This is a genomic window from Micromonospora sp. NBRC 110038 (assembly GCF_020884815.1).
GTDB classification, from domain to species: Bacteria; Actinomycetota; Actinomycetes; order Mycobacteriales; family Micromonosporaceae; genus Micromonospora; species Micromonospora haikouensis.
On the sequence record NZ_BBOL01000001.1, the window covers coordinates 1,698,413 to 1,713,994 of the forward strand.

General features: G+C 74.2%; 16 protein-coding genes and 1 pseudogene. 11 read left to right on the plus strand and 6 right to left on the minus strand.

All coding sequences use genetic code 11. The features are described from left to right. Window positions 1-10: 10 nt before the first annotated feature. The 6 genes and pseudogenes from LPU61_RS06630 (at window position 11) to LPU61_RS06655 (ending at window position 3,965) form a co-directional block, all read left to right on the plus strand. A complete protein-coding gene (locus tag LPU61_RS06630; protein WP_043962896.1) occupies window positions 11-835 on the plus strand; it encodes a DUF1206 domain-containing protein in 825 nt (274 codons plus the stop codon). A gap of 108 nt (window positions 836-943) precedes the next feature. Then, window positions 944-2,125: pseudogene (locus LPU61_RS06635) on the plus strand (mechanosensitive ion channel family protein); the annotation flags it as partial. Between the two features lie 287 nt (window positions 2,126-2,412). Next, on the plus strand, window positions 2,413-2,847 hold the full coding sequence (locus tag LPU61_RS06640) for a phage holin family protein (RefSeq protein WP_043962898.1): 435 nt from the start codon (window positions 2,413-2,415) through the stop codon (window positions 2,845-2,847). Next, a complete protein-coding gene (locus tag LPU61_RS06645) occupies window positions 2,847-3,200 on the plus strand; it encodes a DUF3618 domain-containing protein (protein ID WP_229404579.1) in 354 nt (117 codons plus the stop codon). The genes LPU61_RS06640 and LPU61_RS06645 overlap by 1 nt, the downstream gene beginning before the upstream one ends. Next, window positions 3,197-3,469, plus strand: coding sequence for a DUF4235 domain-containing protein (locus tag LPU61_RS06650; protein ID WP_043962900.1), 273 nt, complete (start codon window positions 3,197-3,199; stop codon window positions 3,467-3,469). Before LPU61_RS06645 ends, LPU61_RS06650 begins: the two co-directional genes overlap by 4 nt. 292 nt (window positions 3,470-3,761) lie before the next feature. Then, on the plus strand, window positions 3,762-3,965 hold the full coding sequence (locus LPU61_RS06655; RefSeq protein ID WP_007075740.1) for a cold-shock protein: 204 nt from the start codon (window positions 3,762-3,764) through the stop codon (window positions 3,963-3,965). 163 nt (window positions 3,966-4,128) lie between these two features. Here LPU61_RS06655 and LPU61_RS06660 read toward each other — a convergent pair whose 3' ends face one another. Beyond that, window positions 4,129-4,326: a hypothetical protein gene (locus tag LPU61_RS06660; RefSeq protein ID WP_043962901.1), complete on the minus strand. Its 198-nt coding sequence runs from the start codon at window positions 4,324-4,326 to the stop codon at window positions 4,129-4,131. Window positions 4,327-4,434: 108 nt separating this feature from the next. Continuing rightward, a complete protein-coding gene (locus LPU61_RS06665) occupies window positions 4,435-5,418 on the minus strand; it encodes an aldo/keto reductase (protein WP_043962902.1) in 984 nt (327 codons plus the stop codon). 82 nt (window positions 5,419-5,500) lie between these two features. On the opposite strand from LPU61_RS06665, the gene LPU61_RS06670 reads away from it, so the two are divergent. Next, window positions 5,501-6,307 carry a trans-aconitate 2-methyltransferase gene (locus LPU61_RS06670; RefSeq protein ID WP_229404422.1) on the plus strand — a complete coding sequence of 269 codons (807 nt, stop codon included), beginning with the start codon at window positions 5,501-5,503 and terminating at the stop codon, window positions 6,305-6,307. Beyond that, window positions 6,304-7,329 carry an adenosine deaminase gene (locus tag LPU61_RS06675; RefSeq protein WP_043962904.1) on the plus strand — a complete coding sequence of 342 codons (1,026 nt, stop codon included), beginning with the start codon at window positions 6,304-6,306 and terminating at the stop codon, window positions 7,327-7,329. Before LPU61_RS06670 ends, LPU61_RS06675 begins: the two co-directional genes overlap by 4 nt. A gap of 288 nt (window positions 7,330-7,617) precedes the next feature. Here LPU61_RS06675 and LPU61_RS06680 read toward each other — a convergent pair whose 3' ends face one another. Next, window positions 7,618-9,021: a HAMP domain-containing sensor histidine kinase gene (locus LPU61_RS06680; RefSeq protein ID WP_229404423.1), complete on the minus strand. Its 1,404-nt coding sequence runs from the start codon at window positions 9,019-9,021 to the stop codon at window positions 7,618-7,620. A 29-nt stretch (window positions 9,022-9,050) separates the two neighbouring features. Then, window positions 9,051-9,740, minus strand: coding sequence for a response regulator transcription factor (locus LPU61_RS06685; RefSeq protein ID WP_043962905.1), 690 nt, complete (start codon window positions 9,738-9,740; stop codon window positions 9,051-9,053). 73 nt (window positions 9,741-9,813) lie between these two features. Between LPU61_RS06685 and LPU61_RS06690 the strand changes: the two genes are divergently transcribed. Continuing rightward, complete coding sequence (locus tag LPU61_RS06690) at window positions 9,814-10,731, plus strand: ADP-ribosylglycohydrolase family protein (RefSeq protein ID WP_229404424.1); 918 nt, start codon at window positions 9,814-9,816, stop codon at window positions 10,729-10,731. Window positions 10,732-10,760: 29 nt separating this feature from the next. Here the strand turns inward: LPU61_RS06690 and LPU61_RS06695 are convergent, their stop codons facing one another. Then, complete coding sequence (locus LPU61_RS06695) at window positions 10,761-11,759, minus strand: YcnI family protein (protein WP_229404425.1); 999 nt, start codon at window positions 11,757-11,759, stop codon at window positions 10,761-10,763. Window positions 11,760-12,033: 274 nt separating this feature from the next. On the opposite strand from LPU61_RS06695, the gene thrS reads away from it, so the two are divergent. Continuing rightward, window positions 12,034-14,046 (plus strand): threonine--tRNA ligase, encoded by a 2,013-nt coding sequence (thrS, locus tag LPU61_RS06700; protein ID WP_229404426.1) that lies wholly within the window; start codon window positions 12,034-12,036, stop codon window positions 14,044-14,046. An 87-nt stretch (window positions 14,047-14,133) separates the two neighbouring features. Here thrS and LPU61_RS06705 read toward each other — a convergent pair whose 3' ends face one another. Further along, a complete protein-coding gene (locus tag LPU61_RS06705; RefSeq protein WP_229404427.1) occupies window positions 14,134-14,874 on the minus strand; it encodes a D-Ala-D-Ala carboxypeptidase family metallohydrolase in 741 nt (246 codons plus the stop codon). A gap of 149 nt (window positions 14,875-15,023) precedes the next feature. Here LPU61_RS06705 and LPU61_RS06710 point away from each other — a divergent pair, with 149 nt between their 5' ends. Then, entirely contained in the window at window positions 15,024-15,536 is a 513-nt protein-coding gene (locus LPU61_RS06710) for an HIT domain-containing protein (RefSeq protein WP_199486067.1), read from the plus strand. The last annotated feature ends 46 nt before the right edge of the window (window positions 15,537-15,582 follow it).

The following is a 15,582-nucleotide window of genomic DNA, read 5'->3' on the forward strand; positions in this document are numbered from 1 at the left end:
TTGAGGCGCCATGTCACTCACCCGAAACGCCGAAGCCACCGCCTCGCAGGCCGCGAACAGCCGGTGGCTCGAACTACTCGCCCGGGCCGGTTTCATCGGCTACGGCGTCGTGCACCTGCTGTTCGCCTGGCTCGCCCTGCAGATCGCCTTCGGCGACTCGGGCGGCAAGGACGGCGACCAGACCGGTGCGCTGAGCACCCTGGCCGAGCAGCCGATGGGCAAGTTCCTCTGCGTCGCGATCGCCGTCGGCATGCTCGCCATGGCGATCTGGCAGGCGCTGGAGGCCGCCGTCGGGCACCGCGCCGAGCGTGGCCGGGAGCGGCTCTTCGAGCGGATCGCCTCCGCCGCCCGTACCCTCGTCTACCTCTACTTCGCCTGGACCGCCTGGAAGGTCTTCTCCAACGCCGGGTCGAGCGGTGCCGACCAGCAGGAGGCCCTCACCGGCAAGCTGATGGAGTCCGGCGGCGGTCGGCTGCTGGTCGGCCTGGCCGGGCTGGTGCTCGCCGCGATCGGCGTCGGCCTGGTGATCTACGGCTGGAAGAAGAAGTTCCGCAAGCACCTCAAGACCGGCGAGATGGACGCGCACACCCAGACCCTGGCCCTGCGCCTCGGCACGGCCGGCTACATCGCCAAGGGCGTCGCGTACGGCATCGCCGGCCTGCTGGTGGTCGTCGCCGCGGTCAACTACGACCCGGAGAAGGCCCGCGGCCTCGACGCCGCGCTGCGCACCCTGCGCGACCAGTCGTACGGCCCGTTCCTGCTCGCCCTGGTCGCCCTCGGCATCGCCTGCTTCGGCGTGTACTGCTTCCTCCAGTCCCGGTACCGCAAGGTGTGATCGTCCTGGCCCGGCCGGTCTCGGCCCGGCTTGGCCGACACGGCGGACAGCGGGCACCATTGGGCCTTTGCCCGGATCGAGGGACCCGCTGAAGGGGGAGAGACACCCGTGCAGAGCTACCTCATGACGATCGTCGCCGCGCTCGCTGCGGCGGCGATCGCCCTTTTCCTGGCCGAGGTGGTGCACCGGACGACCCGTCGGCTCGGCCGACGTTCGTTGCTGATGACCGAGCTGACCGACCACGCGCACCGCCCGTTCCAGGTCGCCGCGACCGTGCTCGCCGTGCAGTTCGCCGTCCGGTTCTCCACCGGCTACGCCGTCGGCACACCGTGGCGGCAGGTGGTGCTGCACGCGCTGGTGCTCGGCATCATCGCCACCCTGTCGTGGCTGGTCGCCTCGCTGCTGGTGGTGGTCGAGGACGTCGCCCTGGCCCGGTTCCGGGTCGACGTGCCGGACAACCGGCACGCCCGCCGCGTGCGTACCCAGGTGGTGATGCTGCGCCGGCTGACCATCGCGGTGATCGTGATCCTCGCCGTCGGCGTGATGCTGATGACCTTCCCGAGCGTCCGGGGCGTCGGGGCCGGCGTGCTGACCTCGGCCGGCGTGGTCGGTGTGGTGGCCGCGCTCGCCGCGCAGAGCCTGCTCGGCAACGTCTTCGCCGGCCTCCAGCTCGCCTTCAGCGACGCGGTACGCCTCGACGACGTGGTGGTCGTCGAGGGGGAGTGGGGCCGCATCGAGGAGCTGACCCTCAGCTACGTCGTCGTGCAGATCTGGGACGACCGCCGGCTGATCCTGCCCACCTCGTACTTCACCAGCAAGCCCTTCCAGAACTGGACCCGTACGGAGGCGGCGGTGCTGGGCACCGCCGAGTTCGACGTCGACTGGTCGATCAACGTGCAGGCGATGCGGGAGGAGCTGCGCCGGCTGGTGGAGGGCAGCGAGCTGTGGGACGGCCGGGTCTGCGTCCTGCAGGTCACCGACGCCACGGGCGGCCTGATCAAGGTGCGGGCGCTGGTCAGCGCGGCGAACGCCGGCAGCCTGTGGGACCTGCGCTGCCTGGTGCGGGAGCACCTGGTCGGCTGGGTGCGGGACCACCGCCCGACCGCGCTGCCCCGGATGCGCGCCGAGGTCGGCGACGCGTCCGGCGCGCTGCCCTGGCAGGCGGTGCAGCCCCGCCGCCCGGCACGCCGCCGCGCCGAGGCGGACGTGCCCGACGACGCCCGGGTCTTCGGCGGCAGCGACGACGGCGCGGCCCGCAGCGAGGCGTTCGTGGGCCCGGACGAGCCCGCCGCCCGCCCGGACGCCCCGGCCCCGGCCGACAACCACGGCGCAGCCCCGTCCGACAACCACGCCGCCGCCCCGCGCTGACGGCGTGCACGGCGCGACGTGTCCTGTCCCGGCGGCGGGGCGTTGAACCGGCGGGAGGCCGGCCGCCCGTCGCGGGGTCCGGGCGGGGTTTGAACGGCCGTCTCCCGGGGACTGCTGCGCGGCGCGGTCAGTGCGACTGGCCGCCCCGCGCAGGATTGACGGGCGGCGACTCCGGGCATACAGCGCGGTGATGACGAAAGGAGGACAGCATGGCTGACGTCGCGAATCACCGCACGTCGCGGACCGGGAGCGAGCCGTCCACCGCCGAACTCGTGCAGCGGGCCACGGAGCAGGTCTCCCGACTCGTCCGCGACGAGCTGGCCCTGGCCCGGGCGGAGCTGACCCAGAAGGGCAAGCACGCCGGCATCGGGATCGGCCTCTTCGGCGGCGGCGGCGCACTGGCTCTCTACGGCCTGGGCGCGCTGATCGCCGCCGCGATCCTGCTGCTGGCGCTGGTCGTGCCGGCCTGGGCGGCCGCGTTGATCGTCGCGGTGGTGCTCTTCCTGGCGGCCGGGATCCTCGCCCTGGTCGGCAAGAAGCAGGTCGGCCAGGCGGTCCCGCCGGTTCCGGCGGCGGCGGTGCGCAGCGTCCGGGCGGACGTGGACACCGTCACCGCCGCGGTGAAGGACAGGGGACGGGCATGATGGGCGGCGCGAGCAACGGCACGAACGGCACGGGAGACACGGAGGCGCTGCGCGAGGAGATCCGGCGTACCCGGGTGGAGCTCGGCGAGACGATGGAGGCGCTGGCCGCGAAGGCCGACGTGAAGGCCCGGCTGCGCTCCTCCGCCGAGCAGGCCAGGGGGCGGATGCGGGAGCAGGCCGCGCAGACCGTGGCCCGGGTGCGCGGGCAGGCTGCCCAGGGCGCCGAGGCCGCCCGGGAGCGGGCCGCCTCCGGTGCGGAGCTGGGCCGCAGCCCGGTGCCGTGGGCGGCGGTCGCCGCCGGCGCGGTGGCTACCATGATCGTGCTGTTGATCGTCCGGGGGAGGCGCAGGTGAGCAAGGGCATCGGCAGGGCCGCGTACAAGCCTGTCGGGGTGTTGATGGGGTTGGCCGCCGGTGCGGTCGCGGGCGTGATCTTCCGGCAGGTCTGGAAGGTGACGGCCGGCGACGGCGAGGCCCCGAGCGCGACCGACGAGGACCGCGGCTGGGGCGAGATCCTCGCCGCCGCCGCCCTCCAGGGCGCGATCTTCTCCGTGGTACGCGCGGCCGTCGACCGGGGTGGCGCGGTGGGCGTGCGCCGGCTGACCGGCCGCTGGCCCGACTGACCAGCCAAGACAGCGTGGGCCCCCTTCCCGGGTGACCGGGAAGGGGGCCTTCGTGCGTGCGGGAAGGGCCCGGGAGGTCGGAATTCGGGCGTCCTTCAGGTCACATGTCGAAGAATTTCGTCCGGTAGGCTGTGCAGAGTTTTCGCTACGTGGTTTGCTGTTCCACGCTGTTGCGAGACAGCGTGGGTTGAGAGAAGTCTCCTGCACAGGGGGCCGCCTCAGGCGCCGCTGCTCGAAAACGGCCAATCGGCCGCACGGCGTGCTCGGCCGCCAGTTTTAGAAGGAGATACACATGGCGCAGGGAACCGTGAAGTGGTTCAACGCAGACAAGGGCTTCGGCTTCATCACCGTCGACGGCGGGGGTGCTGACGTGTTCGTCCACTTCTCGGCCATCCAGACCAGCGGCTACCGCACGCTGGAGGAGAACCAGCGGGTGGAGTTCGAGATCGCCCAGGGTCAGAAGGGCCCGCAGGCTGAGCAGGTCCGCCCGATCTGAGCAGCCGTGGCCGGCCCGCCGGCCGAGGGGATGATCCGACCCGGATCAAGTCAAGCCCCGTGTCCCGTTCGGGATGCGGGGCTTTTCACGTGTCCGCCCCACCCCGGGGCGATCCCGCCGGCACCCGGGTCGCGACCGCCTCCCCACCACCGCGGGCCGGCGGTCAGGGACGGCGGCGTCGGGCGCGCAGGCCGTACCAGAGGGTCGCGAGTCCGATCAGGACCAGCACCGGGCCGAGCAGTGCCCAGATCCGCTGGTCGGTCATCATGCTCCCGCCGACGTAGCCGAGGCCCTGCACCGTCCAGACGGCGCCGACGACCACCGCGAGCAGGCCGAGGGTGAGCCGGAGCCACCCCTTCATCGCGTCCCCCCTCCGCTCACCGGGCGGGCCCGCCGGCCCGGTCCAGCATGCGCGTCGTTCCAGCATCCGCGTCGTCACCGCGGTGCGCGAGCACCGCTGCCGGGCGGGTCACCACCGGTCGTGCACCTGCGGCCGGATCAACTCGTCGTAGGTGTCCCGCACGGCGGCCAGCTCGTCGGGCGTGAGCGGCGCGAGGCCGGCCGTGGCGGCGTTGCGCCGGGCCTGCTCGGCGTCGCGGGCACCGGGGATGACCACCGTGACGCCGGGCTGGTCGAGCACCCAGCGCAGCGCGAACTGGGCCATGGTGCGGCCCGTGCCGACCAGCGGGGCGAGCCGGCGCACGGCGGCCAGCCCCGTGCCGAAGTCCACCCCGGAGAACGTCTCCCCGACGTCGAACGACTCGCCGTGCCGGTTGTAGGTGCGGTGGTCGTCGGGGGCGAAGGTGGTGTGCTCGTCGTACCGGCCGGAGAGCAGGCCGCTGGCCAGCGGCACCCGCGCGATGATGCCGACCCCGGCGGCCGAGGCGGCCGGCAGCACCCGGTCGAGGGGCTTGAGTCGCAGCGCGTTCAGGATGATCTGGACGCTCGCCACGCCGGGCCGGGCGATCGCGGTGAGCGCCTGGTCGCAGGTCTCGACGCTGACCCCGTACGCGGCGATGCGCCCGTCGGCGACGAGGGCGTCGAGGGCGTCGAAGACCCGGTCGTCGGCGAACACGGCGGTGGGCGGGCAGTGCAGCTGGACCAGGTCGAGGGTGTCCACGCCGAGGTTGGCCCGGGACCGGTCGGTCCAGGCCCGGAAGTTCTCCGCCGTGTACGCCTCCGGCCGCTGTTCGACCCGGCGGCCCATCTTCGTCGCCACGGTCAGCCCCGCGTCGGGGCGGGACCGCAGGAACCGCCCGATGAACTGCTCGCTGCGCCCGTCGCCGTAGACGTCGGCGGTGTCGACGAACGTGACGCCCGAGTCCACGGCGGCGGCCAGGACGGCCATCGCGTCGGCCTCGTCGACCCGCCCCCAGTCCGCGCCGAGCTGCCAGGCGCCGAGCCCGACCACGCCGACGTGCCGTCCGAGCCGGGTGAAGGTGCGCTGCTCCATGCCCCGAGCCTAGTGATCGGCTTGTCCGGCCGTGCGGCGGGCCGTACCTTAAAACAAGACGGACGTACGGTTTGGAGGCGGGATGTGGGATCCGGCGACGTACCTGCGCTACCGCGACGAGCGGGGCCGGCCCTTCCACGACCTGCTCGCGCGGGTCGCGGCCGAGCGGCCGAGGGCCGTGGTGGACCTCGGCTGCGGGCCCGGGACGCTGACCGCCGGCCTGGCGGCCCGCTGGCCGCACGCCCGCGTCGCCGGCCTCGACGCCTCGGCGGAGATGATCGACCGGGCCGTCGCGCTGGCCGCGCCGGTGGACTTCGCGGTCGGCGACGTGCGCGACTGGCGGCCGGCCCCCGACGTCGACGTGGTGGTCAGCAACGCGCTGCTGCAGTGGGTGCCCGGCCACCGGGAGCTGCTGACCCGGTGGGCCGCCGAGCTGCCCGCCGGGGCCTGGCTCGCCTTCGCCGTGCCGGGCAACTTCGCCGCCCCCTCGCACCGGGCGCTGCACGCGGTGGCCCGGGGCGGGCCGTGGGCCGCCGCGCTCGCCCCGGCGCTGCGCGACGACCCGGTCGACGACGCGGTCGGCTACGCCACGCTGCTGACCCGGGCCGGCTGCGCGGTCGACGCCTGGGAGACTACGTACGTGCACCTGCTGCCGGCCCCCGCCGACGCCGACCACCCGGTGCTGACCTGGATGGAGGGCACCGCCCTGCGCCCCGTCCGGGCGGCCCTGGACGACGCCCGGTGGGCCGACTTCCGCGCCCAGCTCGCCGCCCGCCTCGCGGCGGCGTACCCGGTCCGGCAGGGGCGGGTGTGCTTCCCGTTCCGCCGCGTGTTCGTCGTCGCCCGCACCGGTGCCCGCCCGCCGCACCCTCCCGAGGAGAGCCCGTGACCGACCTGTCCGCCTTCATCGCCGGCCTGCCCAAGGTGGAGCTGCACGTGCACCACGTCGGCTCCGCGTCGCCGCGCATCGTGGCCGAGCTGGCCGCCCGCCACGAGGGGGCCAGCCCGGTGCCGGCGGACCCGGACGCCCTCGCCGACTACTTCGCCTTCCGCGACTTCGCCCACTTCATCGAGGTCTACCTCAGCGTGGTGGACCTGGTCCGCGACCCCGAGGACGTCTGGATCCTCACCCACGAGGTGGCCCGCGAGCTGGCCCGCCAGCAGGTCCGGTACGCCGAGCTGACCGTCACGCCCTACTCGCACGTGCGCCGGGGCATCCCCGCCCCGGCGTTCTGCGAGGCGATCGAGGACGCCCGCAAGCGGGCCGAGGCCGACTTCGGCATCGCCCTGCGCTGGTGCTTCGACATCCCCGGCGAGGCGGGGCTGCCGGCCGCCGAGGAGACCCTGCGGATCTGCCTCGACGAGCAGCCCGCCGGCCTGATCAGCTTCGGCCTGGGCGGCCCCGAGATCGGCGTGCCCCGGCCCCAGTTCGCGCCGTACTTCGACCAGGCGCGGGCGGCCGGGCTGCGCTCGGTCCCGCACGCGGGCGAGACCACCGGCCCGCAGACGGTCTGGGACGCGCTGCGCGACCTCGGCGCGGAACGCATCGGCCACGGCATCTCCGCCGCCGACGATCCCGAGCTGCTGGCCCACCTGGCGCAGCACCGCATCGCCCTGGAGGTCTGCCCCACCTCCAACGTGCGCACCCGGGCCGTCGCCTCGCTCGACGCGCACCCGCTGCCCCGGCTGGTCGAGGCCGGTGTGCTGGTCACCATCAACTCCGACGACCCGCCGATGTTCGGCACCACCCTCAACGACGAGTACGCGGTGGCGGCCCGGCTGCTCGGCCTCGGCCCGCAGGGGCTGGCGGCGCTGGCCACCGACGCGGTGACCGCGTCGTTCCTGTCGCCGGGGGAGAAGGCGCGGCTGGCCGGCGAGATCGACGGCTACCTGGCCGCGTCGGCCGGCTGACCGGGGGCTTGTCGGCCCGCCGGAGCGCGGGTCGACGGGCGCCCGGATCCGGGCTGGCGCGCGGCGGGAGGAGGTTGTGGGGGGACCGCACTCCCGCCGCGCGCACGGCTCCACCGACCGGAGGAGATCCCGGAATGGCCGGTGGAACTGATGGGTTCGCCCCAGATCCTGCCACCGCGCGCCCGGCGTGCCGCCGTGGTTAATCCGGATCTAAGGAAGACTTGCGTCTGCGCACAACCGGCCGCGCCCCGGGCCGGCGGCTGGCCAGCCGCAGAGCAGCCGGGGCGGTCAGCCGTCCGACGGGCGGCGGCGGGTCCAGCGGCGGCCCTCGGCCTTCGGCTCCCGCGCGTCGCGGGCCATCCGTCCGACCAGGCCGAACCGGTTGACCTGCCGCGGGACGGCCTCCGGGTCGGCCAGCAGCATCACCACGCTGGCCCCGCCGAGCCGGGCCCGGTCGATGCTCACCGACCCGTTGGCCTGCAACGCCACCCGCTTGGCGATGTCCAGGCCCAGGCCGGTGGAGCCCTGGTCGCTGGCGCCCCGGGCGAGCGCCCGGTCCGGGTTGGCGATGCCGGGGCCCGCGTCGTCGATGCGGATCGCGACATACCCGTCCCGGCGGGAGACCGCCACCTCGAACGCGGTGCCCTGCGGGGTGTAGCGGAACACGTTGCCGATCACCGCGTCGAGCGCGGCGGCCAGCTCGGCGCGCGGCACCGGCGCCGGGATGCGCAGCTGCGCGCCGCTGACCCGGTGCGGCCGGTTCTGGTCACCGGCGAGGGCCGACCAGAACACCATCCGGTCCCGGACGACCTCGCTGACGTCGCACATCGCCGGCCCGGCCTCGTGCGCGACCGCCTTGCGGGTCGTGTTGATCAGCACGTCGATCTCGCCCTCCAGGGTGACGATCGCCTGCCGGATCCGCCGGATCGCGCGCCGGCGGTCCAGCTCCGCCTCGGTGAACGAGCCGACGCTGGTGTCGTCGGAGTCCAGCCCGTCGGCGTCGAGCCGCAGCACGGTCAGCGGGGTACGCAGCCGGTGCGACAGGTCGGCCACCAGTTCCCGCTCGTCGGTGCGCGCCGCCACCAGCCGGTCGGCCATCCGGTTGAACGCGTACCCGGCCTCGGCCAGCTCGCGCGGGCCGGTCGGCTCGACGCGTACCCCCAGGTCGCCGTCGCCGACGGCGAGGGCGGCCTGCACGAGCCCCCGGGTCGAGTCGACGGTGCGGGCCGCGACCCGGTCGACCACCAGCACGGCGGCGCCCACCAGCGCCAGCGCCACGGCCGCGAGCAGCAGCCACCGGCCCGTGGCGCCCTCGTCGAGGGCGGCGTCCGGGACGAACACCTCGACCACGGCCACCGAGTCGCCCAGCACCACCGGGTCGAGCCGCAGCACCCCGCCCGGCACGTCGGTGACCACGGAACGCCGGTCGGCGGCGGCCCGGGCCAGCGCGGCCCCGTCGGCCCGGCCGGCCGCGTCGTCACCGCCCAGCCCGTGCACCACCGGCCGGGTCGCCGGGTCCTCGCCGCTGGCCTCGACCGCGCGTTGGACGACGGCCGGTTCGGTGCTGACCGCGAGGGCCCCGGTGACAAGCGCGCTGCGCCGGGCGGCGTCCGCGATGGCCTCCTCGCGGGTCCGCTCGCCCAGGCTGATGCCGAGGGGGATGAGGAACGCGAGCGCGACGAGGGCGCACATGCCGGCCGTGAGCCAGGCCAGCGCGACCCTCAGTCCGGGGCCACCAACCGGAAGCCCACCCCCCGCACGGTGCGCAGGTAGCGCGGCTTCGCCGCGGACTCGCCCATTTTGCGACGTAGCCAATAAAGATGAACGTCGATGGTCTGGTCCTCGCCGACCGACGGCTGCCGCCATACCTCCTCCAAGAGCTCCCGGCGGGACACTACCCGCCCGGGTCGGGCGGCGAGATACGCCAACAGGTCGAATTCCTTGCGGGTCAGCGCGAGGGGCACCCCGTCGAGCAGGGCGCTGCGCTCCCCGACGTCCACCCGCAGGCCGCCGACGGTGTGCACGGCCGGCTGCACCGTCCGGCTGGCCCGGCCCGCCCGGCGCAGCACGGTGGTGATGCGGGCGTCCAGGTGCGCGCCGGTGAACGGCTTGACCATGTAGTCGTCCGCGCCCGCCCGCAGCAGCCGCACCACCGACTGCTCGTCGTCGCGGGCGGTGGCGATGATGATCGGCACGTCGGTGATCCCGCGCAGCATCCGCAGGGCGTCCGAGCCGTCGAGGTCGGGCAGGCCCAGGTCCAGCACCACCAGGTCGGGGGTCTGGGCCGCGACCCGGCGCAGCGCGTCCAGCGCGGTGCCCACGGCGTGCACGGCGTGCCCACGGTCGGCGAGGGACCGCAGCATCGCGCCGCGTACGACGTGGTCGTCTTCGACCAGGAGCACCGTGGCCACGTCAGCACCGTACTCGCGATGGCAAGCGGGGCGCGTTGCGGCGCACCCGGCGACCGGGCAAGCTGGTACGGCCATGGCATTCACGCTCTTCGCGGACACCCGCGCGGCGCTCGCCCGGGACAGCCTGCACGGCCTCTCCGTCGGCGACGCCCTCGGCTCGCAGTTCTTCGTGCCGGGCCGGCGGCCCGCCGACCTCGCCGCCGGCCGGTTCCCGCCGTCGCCGTGGCAGTGGACCGACGACACCGAGATGGCCTGCTCCGTGGTGGCCGAGCTGACCGAGGTCGGGGAGATCGACCGGGACCGGCTGGCGCTGGCCTTCGCGCACCGCTGCGAGCCGTACCGCGGCTACGGGCCCGGCGCGGTGACCATCCTGCGCCTGATCCGCACCGGCACGCCGTGGCCCGTCGCCGCGGCCTCCGCGTTCGACGGGCAGGGCTCGTGCGGCAACGGCGCGGCGATGCGGGTCGGCCCGCTCGGTGCGTGGTTCGCCGACTCGACCCGGCAGGCGGCGGCCCAGGCCCGGGCCTCCGCCGAGGTCACCCACGCCCACCCGGAGGGCATCGCCGGCGCCGTCGCGGTCGCGGTGGCCGCCGCCCTGGCCACCCGGGGCCGCCTCGACGGGGACCGCCCGCCGCCGTCGCGGTTGCTCGCCGCGGTGGCCGCGGCCCTCGACCCCGGCGAGGTGCACCAGGGGGTACGCCGCGCGGCCGGCCTGCTCGGCCGCCCCCTCGCCGTCGCCGTGGACGCGCTCGGCAACGGCTCCCGGGTGACCGCGCAGGACACGGTGCCGTTCACGCTCTGGGCGGCGGCGACCCACCTCGACGACTACCCGGCCGCGATCCGGGCCTGCGTCGAGGCGGGCGGGGACGTCGACACCACGGCCGCCATCGTCGGGGCGGTCGTGGCCGCCCACACCGGCGTCGGCACGCCGGGCGGCGTGCCCGCCGACTGGCTCGCCGCCCGCGAGCCCCTGCCCGACTGGGTAGCCTGACCGGCCGCGTCGCCGCTCGGCTCGCCGCTCTACCGGCCCGCCGGCTGCGGCTCCGGCGCCGCGACCGCCCCGGCCTCGTCGGCGGTCCCGTCCGTGGTCTCGCCGGTGTGGCCCGCGGTCGTGGTGGTCTCGCCCGCGGTCCCGGTCGTCTCGCCCGTGGCCCCGGCGGTGTGGCCCGTGGTCCCGGCGGTGTCGTCCGCGTCCGGCGGCGGGAGGTCGCCGTCGAGGATCCGGCGCAGCTCGTCGCCCTCGGGCGCGGTCACCCCCGCCGGGTCGGTCCGTCGCCGCCACCGGGTCGCCAGCCAACCGAGCGCGGCGCCCCCGCCGAGCCCCGCGACCAGCCCCGCCGCCAGCAGGGCATCGGTGAACCCACGGTCACCCGCGGCGTCGCCGTCCGACAGGGCGACGGCCGGCGTGGGAGCCTCGCCGGCCGCCGTCGTGTCGGACGGGCCCCCGCCGTGCGCGCCCGTGGCCCCGTCCCCGCCGTGGCCGCTCGCCGCCGGCAGCAGGGTCAACACCGGTGCGGGCCGCGCACCGCCGGCCGGGTCCGCCCAGCGCACGACCGCGCCGTCGGAGTACGTCTGCACCACCTCGAACACCATCCTCTCGGCCTGGGGCAGCGGCCCCATCGAGACGGCGAGCCGGGCGGGGCCGGCGGGCGCCCCCTTGGCCCTGGTCCAGACCACCGAGGCGGTGACCGTGTCCATCGTCGTGCCGTGGATGCCGGGGATCGGCTCGGCCAGCTTCCGCGTGGTGATCCGGGGCGCCCAACCGGGCACCGACATCGGGTACGCCTCGCCCACGGGCGCCGCCGCCGGCAGCCGCAGCTCGACCCGCTCGGTCCGGGTGCCCGGGCGCTCCTCGGGCACGACGATCTCCAGCCGTACCGGGTCGCCCTGGCGGGCCTGCTCGGGGGTGCTCGTCACGTCCGCCGCCAGCGCCGTGCCGGCCCAGCCCAGCATCGCCGCGACGACGGCCAGGACGGCCGACGCCGACATCCGGAGCCCTCGCTTGTGCCTGCGGATCATCGCCACCCTCGCCCCTGCCCTTCGTCTTCCTCCGGCCGCTTCCGACACCGGCCCCACCCGGTAGTTCGGCTGGCGCGGCCGAAAGGTTCAATCCGACACCCGCTCTCGCCCGCCGGCCCGCCCGCTCGCCGCCGCCCGCCGCGTTGCCCGGCCCTCAGCGTTAATAAGGGGCCCTTCCACTACCGAATGCGATAAGAAGGGACCCTTCCTTGCCCGCTAGCATCAGCGGGGGCGGCCAGCCGGCCGCTGTTTGTCGTCCTCTGGAGGAGTCACCGTGTCCGCACCCCGTACCCCCGTCGTGGCCGACCCCGTCGTCGTCGCCGCCGGGACGACGGCGGCCGACGCGGTGGCCGCGGCCGGGCTGCCGTCCACCGGCCCGAAGGCGGTCGTCGTGGTCCGCGACCCGCAGGGCAACCTGCGCGACCTGGACTGGGCGCCCGCCGAGGAGACCGTCGTCGAGCCGGTCGCCCTCGACACCCCGGACGGGCTCAACGTGCTGCGCCACTCGACCGCGCACGTGCTCGCCCAGGCGGTGCAGGACGTCTTCCCCGACGCGAAGCTCGGCATCGGCCCGCCGATCGAGAACGGCTTCTACTACGACTTCGCCGTCGACAAGCCGTTCCAGCCCGACGACCTGGCGAAGCTCGAGAAGCGGATGCAGGAGATCGTCAAGTCCGGGCAGCGGTTCCGGCGGCGGCGGTTCGCCAGCCTCGACGAGGCGAAGGCCGAGCTGGCCGCCGAGCCGTTCAAGCTGGAGTTGATCGACGTCAAGGGCGAGGGGCTGGACTCCTCCGAGGTGATGGAGGTGGGCGGCGGCGAGCTGACCATCTACGACAACCTCGCCGCCAAGGAGGACAAGGTCTGCTGGTCGGACCTGTGCCGGGGCCCGCACCTGCCGAGCACCCGGCTGATCGGCGCGTTCAAGCTGATGCGGTCGGCCGCCGCATACTGGCGGGGCAGCGAGAAGAACCCGCAGCTGCAGCGGGTGTACGGCACCGCCTGGCCGACCCGCGACGAGCTGAAGGCGTACCTGAAGCTCCTGGAGGAGGCCGCCCGCCGCGACCACCGCAAGCTCGGGGCGGACCTGGACCTGTTCAGCTTCCCGGACGAGATCGGCTCCGGCCTGGTGGTGTTCCACCCCAAGGGCGGCGTGATCAAGCGGGTGATGGAGGACTACGTCCGTGCCCGCCACATCGAGGAGGGCTTCCAGTACGTCGGGACCCCGCACATCTCGAAGGAAGGTCTCTTCCACACCTCGGGCCACCTGCCCTACTACGCCGACGGCATGTACCCGCCCATGGAGCTCGAGGGCGCGGACTACTACCTCAAGGCGATGAACTGCCCGATGCACAACCTGATCTACCGCTCGCGCGGGCGGTCCTACCGTGAGCTGCCGATGCGGCTGTTCGAGTTCGGGTCGGTCTACCGCTACGAGAAGTCGGGCGTGGTCCACGGGCTGACCCGGGTGCGTGGCCTGACCCAGGACGACTCCCACTCGTACTGCACCCGGGAGCAGGCACCGGGCGAGATCAAGCACCTGCTCAACTTCGTGCTGAGCCTGCTGAAGGACTTCGGCATCGACGACTTCTACCTGGAGCTGTCGACCCGCGACGAGGCCAAGCTCGACAAGTTCGTGGGGTCCGACGAGGACTGGGCGACGGCGACCGCGGTGCTGGAGCGGTGCGCGCGGGAGACCGGGCTGGACCTGGTGCCGGATCCGGGCGGCGCGGCCTTCTACGGCCCGAAGATCTCCGTGCAGGCCAAGGACGCCATCGGCCGCACCTGGCAGCTCTCGACCATCCAGTACGACTTCAACCAGCCGAAGGGCTTCGGGCTGGAGTACCAGGCGAGCGACGGCACCCGGCAGCAGCCGGTCATGATCCACTGCGCCAAGTTCGGGTCGATCGAGCGGTTCATCGGCGTGCTCACCGAGCACTACGCGGGGGCGTTCCCGGCCTGGCTGGCCCCGGTGCAGGTGGTGGGCATCCCGATCCGCGAGGACCACACCGACTACCTGCAGGACTTCGTCACCACCCTGCGTCGGCAGGGCGTCCGCGCCGAGGTCGACGCGGGCGACGACCGGATGCAGAAGAAGATCCGTAACGCCCAGCAGCAGAAGATCCCGTTCATGGTGATCGCCGGGGACGACGACGTGGCCGCCGGCACGGTGTCGTTCCGCTACCGGGACGGCTCGCAGCGCAACGGCGTGCCGGTCGACGAGGCGGTGGCCCACGTGCTCGACGTGGTCAACTCCCGCACCAACGCCGGCCCGTCGGTCCAGGGGTAAGGAGGGGCCCCTCTTCACGCATTCGCTAGGGAAGGGTTCCCCTCTCACGGCAGCCGTGAGAGGGGAACCCTTCCCGCCCGGTGACCGTCAGATGCCGCAGCTCGGGGCCGACCAGCCGCCCGCCGCTCCGACGTGGACGTGGTCGTTGTGGTCGGGGTAGCCGGGGCCGAGGATCTGCGCGAAGCCGTGGTTGCGGGCCTGCTGGGCCAGCCGGCACAGCGAGTGCGGGCCCGAGCCCATGTCGACGCCGTCGCCGTAGAGGTGCCGGCTGTTGGACGCGCCGCCGACCGCGCTGTTGCAGGCGTAGCTGCGGAAGCCGCTGGTGATCCGGATCGACTGGTCGCCGAGGGCGTGCCGCAGGGCCTGGAGCTTCCACATCGACACGAGCGCGTTGAACCGCGCGGTGCTCGCCGACACCGCGCCGCCGGACCAGTCGCCGTTGCAGTTGTTCAGCTCGGCGTAGCTGAAGTTGACCGGCGTGCAGTCGTCGTCCTGGAGCGCGTACAGCAGGTTGAAGGTCTGCGGGCCGGCGACGCCGTCGGCGGAGAGGCCGTACGCCTGCTGGAAGCGGATCAGCGCCGAGCGGGTGGCCGGGCCGAACGAGCCGTCGAGGCCGAGGACCGCGCCGTAGCCGGGGTAGCCGGCGAGGCGGATCTGGAGCTGCCGGACGTCCTCGCCGGTGGCGCCGGAGGCCAGCGACCGGCCCCACGTGTAGCACCCGTCGGCGTGCGCGGCGCCGGTCGTCACGGTCAGCCCCACCAGGGTGGTGGCGGCGGCGAGAGCGCAGGCGGCCAGGGCCCTGCCGAGCCGTCGGAGTGCGGTCTTCACGTGATCTCCCATCGACGGTTGTCGAGCTTTCTCCTGACTGGAAGCTTCATTGATCAACGTCTCTTCGTCAAGATTCTTCACCCCCTATCCGCCGCCGGGAACGTAGGATCGACGGCGTGACAGGGGCGGAACGGCACACGGGCAACGGCATGACCGACGGGCTGGAACGGCTCTGGACTCCGCACCGGATGACGTACGTCTCCGGTTCCGACCGCCCGGAGGGTGGCTACGACAAGCCAGGCGGCTGCCCGTTCTGCCTGGCCCCCGGCCTGCCGGCCGAGGAGAGCCTGGTGGTGGCCCGGGGCGAGCGGGTCTTCGCGGTGCTCAACCTCTACCCCTACAACCCGGGGCACCTGCTGATCTGCCCCTACCGGCACGTGCCCGACTACACCGACCTCGACCTCGCCGAGACCGCCGAGCTGGCGGCCTTCACCCAGACCGCGATGCGGGTGGTGCGGCGGGTCAGCAACGCCCACGGGTTCAACCTGGGGATGAACCAGGGCGGCGTCGCCGGGGCCGGCATCGCCGAGCACCTGCACCAGCACGTGGTGCCCCGGTGGGGCGGCGACGCCAACTTCATGCCGGTGATCGGGCGGACGAAGGTGCTGCCCCAACTGCTCACCGACACCCGCGACCTGTTCCGCCGCGCCTGGCCGAGCTGACCCTGCGTGGCCGGGTCGTCCCGTTCCGGTGAAACGGCCGCCCGCG

Excerpts from the sequence above, each read along its gene's own strand:
- LPU61_RS06630 (WP_043962896.1), top strand. The coding sequence starts at position 11 with ATGTCACTCACCCGAAACGCCGAAGCCACCGCCTCGCAGGCCGCGAAC.
- LPU61_RS06640 (WP_043962898.1), top strand. The coding sequence starts at position 2,413 with ATGGCTGACGTCGCGAATCACCGCACGTCGCGGACCGGGAGCGAGCCG.
- LPU61_RS06645 (WP_229404579.1), top strand. The coding sequence starts at position 2,847 with ATGGGCGGCGCGAGCAACGGCACGAACGGCACGGGAGACACGGAGGCG.
- LPU61_RS06655 (WP_007075740.1), top strand. The coding sequence starts at position 3,762 with ATGGCGCAGGGAACCGTGAAGTGGTTCAACGCAGACAAGGGCTTCGGC.
- LPU61_RS06660 (WP_043962901.1), bottom strand. The coding sequence starts at position 4,326 with ATGAAGGGGTGGCTCCGGCTCACCCTCGGCCTGCTCGCGGTGGTCGTC.
- LPU61_RS06665 (WP_043962902.1), bottom strand. The coding sequence starts at position 5,418 with ATGGAGCAGCGCACCTTCACCCGGCTCGGACGGCACGTCGGCGTGGTC.
- LPU61_RS06670 (WP_229404422.1), top strand. The coding sequence starts at position 5,501 with ATGTGGGATCCGGCGACGTACCTGCGCTACCGCGACGAGCGGGGCCGG.
- LPU61_RS06680 (WP_229404423.1), bottom strand. The coding sequence starts at position 9,021 with ATGTGCGCCCTCGTCGCGCTCGCGTTCCTCATCCCCCTCGGCATCAGC.
- LPU61_RS06690 (WP_229404424.1), top strand. The coding sequence starts at position 9,814 with ATGGCATTCACGCTCTTCGCGGACACCCGCGCGGCGCTCGCCCGGGAC.
- LPU61_RS06695 (WP_229404425.1), bottom strand. The coding sequence starts at position 11,759 with ATGATCCGCAGGCACAAGCGAGGGCTCCGGATGTCGGCGTCGGCCGTC.
- LPU61_RS06710 (WP_199486067.1), top strand. The coding sequence starts at position 15,024 with ATGACCGACGGGCTGGAACGGCTCTGGACTCCGCACCGGATGACGTAC.